The following is a 9,093-nucleotide window of genomic DNA, read 5'->3' as shown; positions in this document are numbered from 1 at the left end:
GTCGCGGGGGTGCCCCGGCCGGCGCGGTGTCCGCCCGGGGGGGGGCCCCCCCCCCCCCCCCCCCCGCTTCCTGGTCGGGTGAGACCGCCGGGTTTTGATGGCCCGGTTGGAGGCCGCTGTGAGCGCAGTGAGGTGGCGTCAGCCCTTCAGCGTCCGGTCGAGCAGGGCGCGCAGCTCCCGGAAGTGCCGTTCCGTGGCTCCTTCGTGGAAGGCCGAGGTGTCCGCCATGGAGTAGCCGTGGGATGCTCCGCGGTAGACCTCGTTGGATGCCTTAAGTCCTGCAGCCTTCAGGGCTTTCCCCAGCCGGGCCACGGCCTGGGCGTCCATGCTCCGGTCGTGGTCCGCGTGGCCGAACACGAACTCGGCTCTGGCCGTTCCGAGCCGCAGATGCGGGCTGTCCGGTTCATCCGTGGCCAGCCCGCCGCCGTGGAAGCCGCCGCATGCCGCCACCGACTCCGGGTGGGACGTTGCGGTGCGCACCGCCAGCCTGGCCCCCATGCAGTAGCCGAAGGTGCCGATGGGACCCGGCGCAACGCCGTCGAGCGCCCTGAGCGCCGAAACCCAGGCATCGATGTCCGCCAGCGCCCTGTCCGCGGTGAGCCGGCCAATCCGCGGGAACGCCGCCTGGCCGGCTGCCTGCCTGCCCTCCGGGGTGGTCATGTCCCCCTTCGGGGCAAGCTCGGCAACAGTCCCGTCCCGGTAGAAGACGTTCGGGGCCAGGACAACGTACCCCCAGCCGGCAACGCGCTGCGCCATGTCCTCGATGCGCGGGCGCAGGCCGAAGGCGTCCATGTACAGGATCACGCCGGGGAACGGCCCGCCGCCGCCGGACGGACGGGCCAGCAAGGCTTCCGCGGTGCCTTCCGCGGCTGGGATTTCAATGAGCATGGGGTCAGGATATCGGACGCAATTCCGACGGCGGCGTGCTGGCTACCCGTAGTACCGCGCCAGGGTGTCGGCTTTGAAGTCGAAGAAGGTGCCGTCCTCGATGGCCAGGCGGGCGTCGTCCACCATCTTCACCACGAACCGCTCGTTGTGGATGGAGATCAGCGTGGCGGACACCATCTCCTTGGCCTTGTACAGGTGATGGATGTAGGCCCGGGAGTAGTTGGTGCACGCGTAGCAGTCGCAGCCGTCCTGGAGCGGGCCGAAGTCCCGCTTGTACTTGGCGCCGGAGAGGTTGTACCGGCCGGTCGGCGTATAGAACGCGGAGTTGCGGGCCACCCGGGTGGGGGAGACGCAGTCGAAGGTGTCCGCGCCGTTCTCGATGGCCGTGAAGATGTCGTCCGGTTCGGAGATGCCCAGCAGGTGCCGGGGCTTGTCCTCGGGCAGCTCCTCGTTGCACCACCGGACAATCGTGCCCAGGTTTTCCTTCTCCAGCGCCCCGCCGATCCCGAAACCGTCGAACGGCATGGCGCCCAGGTCCCGGCACGCCTTCCGGCGCAGGTCCTCGTACTGCGCGCCCTGGATCACGCCGAACAGGGCCTGGTACGGTTTGCCTGCCCGGGAGGAGGTCAGCCGGAAGTGCTCCTCAAGGCAGCGCAGCGCCCACAACCGGGTGCGCTCCAGGGACTCCTCCTGGTAGCCGCGCGAGTTCTGCAGGGTGGTGAGCTCATCGAAGGCGAACATGATGTCCGCTCCGATCCGGTGCTGGACCTGCATGGAGATTTCGGGGGAGAACCTGTGCCGGTCGCCGTTGAGGTGGCTCTTGAACCACACGCCGTCGTCGTCAATATGGGCCAGGCGCTCCTTGCCGGGGGCCACCGCGTCGTCCGGTCCGGGCGCGCCCGCGGCGGCAACAGTCTTCATGTCGATGACCTTCTTGAACCCCGAGCCGAGGCTCATCACCTGGAATCCGCCCGAGTCCGTGAACGTGGGCCCCGGCCAGTTCATGAACGCGCCCAGGCCGCCGGCCTCGTCCAGGATGTCCGCACCGGGCTGCAGGTACAGGTGGTAGGCGTTGGCCAGCAGCGCCTGCGCCCCCAGGTCCGCCATGGCCTCGGGCAGCACGGATTTGACCGTGGCCTTGGTTCCCACGGCAATGAACGCCGGGGTCTGGATCGTGCCGTGGGGCGTGGAGATGGTGCCGGTACGTCCCAGGAACCGGCCCCCGTTGGATGCCTCCTGCGGGGCGGACGGCGGGCAGCTCTCGGCCAGGCGCGTGCCTACCCGGAAGGAAAACTCCGACTGCCGTGACCGTGCTTCATCGCCGGCAGTGCGCGGGCCCGGTTCAAACGGGGCGTCGGCAGGGTGTGGAGCTGGGGCAGGGTTGGCTGGCACCGTACAAGTCTGCCAGCAACCAGCCCCGTCCCGGCAACCGGGCCGGTCAGCTGACCGGTTCCGATGCGGGGTAGTGCTCGGCCCGCCAGGCATCCCAGGATGAGCGGATGGCGTCCAGCCTTGCGGCGCCAAGGTCGTAGGTGGAGGCGATGACCAGGGACCCTTCGCCCTCTTCGCGTACGTCCTTGATGGCGGGATGGTCGGCCACCACCAGGAGTCCCTCGCCGTGTTCCGCGTAGTCGTGCACCGTGACACCCACCTGGTGGCTGGTCCGGTACCAGACCTTTCCGCTGATCTTCTCGCCGGTCCCCAATGTCAGCTGGTAGCTTTCACCCGGTGCCGGCAAATCCGCCAGGCCGAGCTTCTCGATCGCTGAGCCCTGACCTTCCGTCAGGTGCAGGAACAGGGTGTGGCGCTTGCCGTGGGGGTGGCGTTCCAGGGCGAAGCGGAGCTGCTGGAGGAACGTGAGCCAGCCCTGCGTGATGTCCTCGTCCCAGGCGGCCCACTCGGAATCGTGGTCAATCGCTCCCCGGGTCACGCTGACCCGGGTTCCATTGGGCTCGGGGTGAAGTTCAAAAGTGTCCCCGCCGTGAACGGTGAGACTGGTGTGGTCCGGCGACTCCTCAACGTCACCGGAGAAGTAGATCTCCTTGATCTCGGCGTCCAGGTCTTCAGCCTGCCAGCCATGCCATTGGGCTACTTTGGACGGTTCCCGCAGCATGGTCCAGACCTGCGGCGCGTCGGCGTTGATCACTACGCTCAGATTGTTGGTCATAGCCCCGAATGTACAACTCCGGCTGGATGCCGGGAAGGGGCAAATTACCTAACCGGGCACCCTGTCCGGGGTGTTGGGCAGCGTCAGGAGCGGACGGCTTCCAGCTCGTTGCTGATCCGCCGCTCGAGTTCGCCCATCCCGATGGTTTCCGAGCCCCCGTGGGCGCGCAGGAACAGCAGGGATTCGAGCCGCAGGAGGCGCCATTCGCGCTCGGCGTCGTGGTTGGAGTTGTCGATGGAGCGGAAGATCTCCTTGTCGTACAGGTTGGGCTCGTTGAGCGAGCGCTGCCGGACCTTCGCCGCCATCCTGGCCTTGAACGGATCCGTTTCCTGGTTTTCCGGGGTCCGGATCAGCTTTTCGTAAACCTCGGCCCGCTCCGCCTGTCCGTCCTGCCGGCAGATGTAGCTGGACAGAGCGAGGGATGCCTCCACGGACGCCCACCGCCCCGGGTTCCCGTCGAAGGGCAGGACATTGAGGAGGTCGGCAACGGCAAGTGCACCGTCGGCATCCTTGAGGGTGGTGAACAGTTCGTGGGCGAGGTCGCTCAGGTCCTTCAGGCAGCTGCCGGACTTGAAGTTGACGCCCTTGGCCAGCCGGTCCGCCAGCAGCAACACGCCCTGGGCGTCGGGGTGCGTTTCGGCCGCGGCTTCCACCACTGATTCCGGAGTGCCCTGAGGTGCGGGAATCAGTGCCAGGTCCTCTTCGCTGGGACCGGTCACCGCGGGCGGGACCGGCGGGAGGGGAGGTACGACGACGGCGGGAACGACGGCAGTGGAGGCAGGCTCTTCGCCGGGCTGCTTGGCTTGCTCCTGCGGCACGTCTGCTGCCGGGGACCCCTCCGCCAGCACCGTGACCGTGGTGCCCACCGCGATGCGGAGGGTACCGCCACCGGACAGGCTGGCGAGGACCATCGCGGGCGCCCCGAAATCGTCCCGTTCAAGCTCAACCTGGTGTATCTCCGCTGTCCGCCCGCCGTCGGGCAGGACAATGTGGCTGCCGGTGGTCAGGGATCCAGCCTGCTGTTCAAGATGGTGACGGGCGGCTGGTGTTTCGGTCATGGGAGTCCTTAAGTTCTCTTGCGGTCCGCCCTACAGTCTACAAAGGCGGGCCCTTAAAATCGGGGACCCCCAGCTTGCTGCCGGGGTGTCAGAAGCCCACGCCGGCGAAGGCCAGGGCCTGGCGGATGAGGGCACCGCGGCCGCCGGAAAACTCCATCTGGACGCCCGGGCTGAGGACTTCCGCGGGGGTCATCCAGGTCAGTTCCAGGGCGTCCTGGCGGGGCTCGCACTCACCGGTCACGGGGATGACATAGGCCAGCGACACGGCGTGTTGCCGCTCATCGGTGAAGCCGGTCTGGGACGGCGCCGGGAAGTATTCGGCCACCGTGAACGGCACGGGGCTGATGGGCAGCTGCGGGAACGCCAGCGGTCCCAGGTCCTTTTCCATGTGCCGCAGCAGGGCGGCGCGGATGGTTTCGCGATAGATGACGCGGCCCGACACGAGGGACCGGACCATGGTTCCGTCCTCGTCCGCCTGGAGCAGGGTTCCCACTTCATTCACGAAGCCCAGGGGGTCCAGCCTCACCGGCACTGCCTCCACGTACACCATGGGCAGCCGCCCGCGCGCCTCAAAGAGGTCTTCTTCGGAAAGCCAGCCGGGGTTCGGGTCAGGAGTGCGCACGTTCATGGTTAAGTTCTACCCCATGGGACCCCGCTGGCAGGGCGAGGCTAAGCTGCCGGCGGAATGCGTCGGCACGGGCTGTCGTTCCGGCGCGGCCTGTCACCCGTGGCGCCCGGCGATCCAGAGGGTGGCCGGTACGTGCCCGGCGCCGGGCCCGCCCGCGTCGGGATTGGCTACATGGAGGGTGCGTCCGAACGCTTCCTCCGTGAGGCTGACCTGCTGACCTGCCGAGGCGAGGCGTTCCCGCAGGGGTTCCAGCGCGCCGTCGTACTCGAAGCCCAGGCCTGAACGTGCCGGTCCTGAAGCCGGGCGCACCAGCAGGACACCGCCGTTCTTGGTGGAAAAGTCGGCAGTGTCGTCCTGGTCCGGAACGGGGCGCGGGCGCGCCCCGATGTGCTGCAGCGTGCGGGCGGCGGCGGCGGGATCCTCGGTGAACCAGACCCCGGCGACGGCCAGCGCCGGGTCGGCGTCCGCGCATTGCGCAAAGTGGGACGCCTTGTCCGCCAGGAACGTGAATCCGTCGGGGGCCGTGATCCTGCAGGCCTCGCCATGGTCCGCGGTGACGAGTTCCGCGGGGGCGGCGCCGTCCTCCCCTGCCGCGAGATTGGTCCGGCGGGCGAATTCCGCAAGGTCGCCCACCTCCACCGCCAGTGCTGTGGTGCCGTCCTCCGCGGCGCCTGCGGGGACGGTGTGGAGGGCGAGGCGGCCGGAGCCGGCGTCAAAAACCCGCCACCCGGCGTCGTTCTCGGTAATGACCATGCCCAACGCCGTGAGGAGCGTGTCCCAGGAGTCGGGCCGGGAGGTGAAATGAAGGGGGCGGACGCGGAGCATGGCTTGTCCTTCGGGTCGGAACGGGACGCTTAGGGCCCATACTGCCACGTGGGCCGGCGGGTGTCTCGGCGCTTGTCACGGCGGGCTGCAGGAGCACAATAGGGGGCATGGCCGTTGAACTTGAGGAACTGCTGCTGCCGGACGCGGTGGCATGGCGCAACTGGCTCGAGGCGAACCACAGCACCAGCCCCGGGGTGTGGCTGGTCCTGCACAAAAAGGGCGGAAACGTGACGGAACTGGACTACGCCGCCGCACTGGACGAGGCACTGTGCTTTGGCTGGATCGATGGCCAGACGCGCCGCCGTGATGAGCACACGTCGCTCCAGCGGATGACGCCCCGGACCCGGAGGAGCCCGTGGTCGGCACGGAACGTCGGCCACGTGGCGCGGCTTGATGCAGCGGGGAAGATGACCGACGCCGGGTGGGCGGCCGTGAATGCAGCGAAGGCTGACGGGCGCTGGGCAAACGCATACGGCGGGCAGGCCGTGGCCGAAGTTCCCGCGGACCTGGCCGCCGCCATTGCCGCGGTTCCCGCCGCCCAGGCGATGTTCGACGTCCTGACCAAGACAAACCGGTTCGCGCTGATTTACCGGGTCAACTCCGCTGTGCAGGCCGCCACCCGGGAACGGCGGATTGCCGGGTTCGTGGAGATGCTGGCGCGGGGCGAGGCCCCGTACCCGCAGAAGAAGGGTCCCGCCCCCACCACGCCGCCCGCCCCCAACTAAGTAGCGCCAAGTGTCGTTTTGAGGCCCCAAAACGACACTTAGCGCTACCCAGTTGGGGTCAGTCGTCCAGGGGGAAGGCCACGCCTTCGCCAACCACGCGCAGGCACAGCTCCATGCCGGGCCGGGCGATGGAGGCGTTCCAGTGCCGGATGGTGATGATCTCGCCGCCTCCGGGGTAGCGGTGGTCCGGGCTGGAGGCCAGCTGTGGCGGGACGGAGAGTTTCAGGCGCACCGTTGTTTCCGGGCCGAAGTAGTCGGTGTCCACCACAACTCCCCGGATGGGCCCGTCCTCGGCAATCCTGATCTGCTCAGGCCTCAGCATCAGCTGCACCCGGCCTTGGACCGGCGGCCTGCGGACGGGGATCGCCCCCAGGGAGCAGGTTGCCAGCGAACCCTCCAGCCAGGCGTCCAGGATGACCGCGTCCCCCAGGAATTCGGCCGTGGCCCGGTCCGCGGGGCGGGTGTACACCACGAACGGGTTGCCGATCTGGGCGAGTTTGCCGCCGCGCATTACAGCCACCTGGTCCGCGAAGGACAACGCCTCGGCCTGGTCATGGGTCACCAGGATGGTGGTGACGCCGGCTTCGTTCAGGACCTTCGCCACTGCCCTGCGGGTGGCTACCCGGAGCCCCGCGTCGAGTGCTGAGAAGGGCTCATCAAGGAGCATCAGTTCGGGCTCGCGTGCCAGGGCCCGGGCCAGCGCTACGCGCTGCTGCTGCCCGCCGGAGAGCTGGTGCGGGCGGCGCTTGGCCATGGCCGGGTCCAGTGACACCATTTCCAGCAGTTCGCTGATCCTTCCGGCCACAGCACGCCGGCCCCCCGGCAGGCGGTCCGGATCGAGCCCGAAGGCGACGTTCTGCCCCACGCTGAGGTGCGGGAACAGGGCGCCGTCCTGGGCCACGTACCCGATGTGCCGTTTGTGCGCAGGCACCCAGACGCCGTCGCCGGCCACTTTGGTGCCGTTCAGCGCAATGCTGCCCGTGTCCGGGTGCTCGAACCCGGCGATCAGCCGCAGCAGGGTGGTCTTGCCTGACCCGGACGGGCCCACAATGGCCGTGGTTCCGCCTTTGGCGACGGAGAGGTTGACGCCCTTCAGGACGGCCTGGTTGCCAAAGTTCTTGGTGACGTCGGTGATCTCCAGGTGGCTGTTGGTGGTGGGCGCCACGGACGGTGCGACCCGCGGCTCCGGCAGCCTCGAGGGGGCTTGTTCTGTCACTGTCCGGCTACTTTCTTGGACTGCTGGAAAAGGAGGTAAGTCATCGGCGCGGAGAGCAGGATCATCAGCAGGGCGTACGGCGCGGCGCCCGCGTAGTCGATCTCGCTGCTCTTGCTCCAAAACTCTGTGGCAAGGGTGCGCGTCCCATTGGGGGACAGCAGGAGGGTGGCGGTGAGCTCGTTGGCGATGGCCAGGAAGACGAGAGCCGCGCCTCCCGCGGCGGCGGGTGCAGTGAGCCGCAGGGTGACCCGGACGAAGGACACGAGCGGAGGCTTGCCCAAGGCCTGGGCGGCCTCGTCCAGTTCCTTCGGAGCCTGGGCCAGGCCTGCCCTGAGGTTGACCAGGGCGCGGGGCAGGAACAGGAGGACGTAGGCAGCCACCAGCACCCCTGCGGTCTGGTAGATCCCCGGCACGATCCGGATGCTCACCGTCACGAAGGCCAGCCCCACCACGATGCCGGGCAGGGAGCTGGTGATGTAGTTGGAGAGTTCCAGGGACTTACTGAACCAGCCGGGGTGGCGGACAGCCAGGTATGCCATCGGAAATGCCACCACGATGGTGGCCGCGGCGCCGGTCAGGCCATAGCCGAGCGTGGCGAGGAGGGCCGGCAGGAACTCGTCCGCGGCCCAGGCGGCGGTCCCGCCGGAGGCCACCCAGCGCAGCACAAAGAACAGGGGGAGGCCGAAGGCCAGTGTGGTCAGTCCCACCAGGAACAGCTGGGCGGGAAACTGGTACGCGTGCAGCGGCAGGCGCAGGGCCTTCGCCTGCGCGCCGGGGCCGATGCGGGCGTAGCGGGCGGTGCCGCGGCTCCTGACTTCGGCCAGCAGCAGGAGGAGGCAGAAGAACACCAGCACGCTGGCCAGCATGTTTCCGGCAGCACCGTTGAAGGTTGACTGGTACTGCACCATGATCGCCGTGGTGAAGGTGTCGAAGCGGATCATGGCGAACGCCCCGTACTCGGCGAGCAGGTGCAGGGCCACCAGGAGCGCACCGCCGGTCATGGCAATGCGGAGCTGGGGGAGGACTACCCGGAAGAAGGAACGCCAGGCGCCGAGGCCCAGCGCGGCGGCCGACTGCTCGATGGCCGGGTCCAGCCGGCTGAGCGCGGCAGCGGCGGGAATGTAGACCAGCGGGAAGTAGGAGAGCGTGGCGATCAGGACTCCCGAGCCCAGGCCGCCGAGCGACGGGATCGCCGAGACCCAGGCGTAGCTGTTGACGAACGCGGGGATGGCCAGCGGGGCGGCCAGGAGCACAGCCCAGATCCGCGCACCGCGCAGGGCGGTGCGTTCCACCAGCCAGGCCCCGGCGACACCGAGGACCAGGCACAGCGGGACGGTGATCGCCGTCAGCAGGAGGGTGTTGAGCAGCAGCTCGGCCACGCGCGGCCGGAAGATGAGTTCGACGGCGGTGTCCCAGCCGGTTGCCGCGGTCATGTACACCACGTAGGCCAGCGGAACGAGCGAAAACAGGGCAATCAGCACCGCCAGCGCGGACAGTGCAGAAACGCCGAAAGGCGGGCGGGGGCTGCTGCCCCGGCCCGCCGTCGTCGAGCTCCCCCGAGGGGGAGCCGAGAGATCAGGAGTCAC

The 9,093-nt window shown here is 68.6% G+C and carries 9 protein-coding genes; 1 reads left to right on the top strand and 8 read right to left on the bottom strand.

Annotation, left to right across the window (positions count from 1 at the left end):
• Positions 1-138: 138 nt before the first annotated feature.
• The 6 genes from ACQ3DC_RS10605 to ACQ3DC_RS10580 form a co-directional block, all read right to left on the bottom strand.
• Positions 139-888 (bottom strand): dienelactone hydrolase family protein, encoded by a 750-nt coding sequence (locus ACQ3DC_RS10605; protein WP_430752192.1) that lies wholly within the window; start codon positions 886-888, stop codon positions 139-141.
• Between the two features lie 42 nt (positions 889-930).
• Positions 931-2,280 (bottom strand): tRNA guanosine(34) transglycosylase Tgt, encoded by a 1,350-nt coding sequence (gene tgt, locus ACQ3DC_RS10600; RefSeq protein ID WP_370460446.1) that lies wholly within the window; start codon positions 2,278-2,280, stop codon positions 931-933.
• 46 nt (positions 2,281-2,326) lie between these two features.
• Complete coding sequence (locus ACQ3DC_RS10595; protein ID WP_323057693.1) at positions 2,327-3,055, bottom strand: SRPBCC family protein; 729 nt, start codon at positions 3,053-3,055, stop codon at positions 2,327-2,329.
• Between the two features lie 83 nt (positions 3,056-3,138).
• On the bottom strand, positions 3,139-4,113 hold the full coding sequence (locus ACQ3DC_RS10590) for a DUF6707 family protein (RefSeq protein WP_430752191.1): 975 nt from the start codon (positions 4,111-4,113) through the stop codon (positions 3,139-3,141).
• 88 nt (positions 4,114-4,201) lie between these two features.
• Positions 4,202-4,741, bottom strand: a complete 540-nt coding sequence (locus tag ACQ3DC_RS10585) for an NUDIX hydrolase family protein (protein ID WP_157239255.1) — start codon at positions 4,739-4,741, stop codon at positions 4,202-4,204.
• Between the two features lie 93 nt (positions 4,742-4,834).
• Positions 4,835-5,566 (bottom strand): VOC family protein, encoded by a 732-nt coding sequence (locus tag ACQ3DC_RS10580; protein WP_157239253.1) that lies wholly within the window; start codon positions 5,564-5,566, stop codon positions 4,835-4,837.
• A gap of 107 nt (positions 5,567-5,673) precedes the next feature.
• Here ACQ3DC_RS10580 and ACQ3DC_RS10575 point away from each other — a divergent pair, with 107 nt between their 5' ends.
• A complete protein-coding gene (locus ACQ3DC_RS10575; protein WP_157239251.1) occupies positions 5,674-6,291 on the top strand; it encodes a YdeI/OmpD-associated family protein in 618 nt (205 codons plus the stop codon).
• 58 nt (positions 6,292-6,349) lie between these two features.
• On the opposite strand, the gene ACQ3DC_RS10570 is transcribed toward ACQ3DC_RS10575, so the two are convergent.
• Positions 6,350-7,507 carry an ABC transporter ATP-binding protein gene (locus tag ACQ3DC_RS10570; protein WP_321215291.1) on the bottom strand — a complete coding sequence of 386 codons (1,158 nt, stop codon included), beginning with the start codon at positions 7,505-7,507 and terminating at the stop codon, positions 6,350-6,352.
• On the bottom strand, positions 7,504-9,093 hold the full coding sequence (locus ACQ3DC_RS10565; protein WP_321215292.1) for an ABC transporter permease: 1,590 nt from the start codon (positions 9,091-9,093) through the stop codon (positions 7,504-7,506). Before ACQ3DC_RS10565 ends, ACQ3DC_RS10570 begins: the two co-directional genes overlap by 4 nt.

It is taken from the genome of Paenarthrobacter sp. NEAU-H11 (assembly GCF_050573415.1).
GTDB lineage: Bacteria > Actinomycetota > Actinomycetes > Actinomycetales > Micrococcaceae > Arthrobacter.
This window is presented reverse-complemented; position numbering and strand designations above follow the sequence as displayed.

Excerpts from the sequence above, each read along its gene's own strand:
- ACQ3DC_RS10605 (WP_430752192.1), bottom strand. The coding sequence starts at position 888 with ATGCTCATTGAAATCCCAGCCGCGGAAGGCACCGCGGAAGCCTTGCTG.
- ACQ3DC_RS10595 (WP_323057693.1), bottom strand. The coding sequence starts at position 3,055 with ATGACCAACAATCTGAGCGTAGTGATCAACGCCGACGCGCCGCAGGTC.
- ACQ3DC_RS10590 (WP_430752191.1), bottom strand. The coding sequence starts at position 4,113 with ATGACCGAAACACCAGCCGCCCGTCACCATCTTGAACAGCAGGCTGGA.
- ACQ3DC_RS10585 (WP_157239255.1), bottom strand. The coding sequence starts at position 4,741 with ATGAACGTGCGCACTCCTGACCCGAACCCCGGCTGGCTTTCCGAAGAA.
- ACQ3DC_RS10580 (WP_157239253.1), bottom strand. The coding sequence starts at position 5,566 with ATGCTCCGCGTCCGCCCCCTTCATTTCACCTCCCGGCCCGACTCCTGG.
- ACQ3DC_RS10575 (WP_157239251.1), top strand. The coding sequence starts at position 5,674 with ATGGCCGTTGAACTTGAGGAACTGCTGCTGCCGGACGCGGTGGCATGG.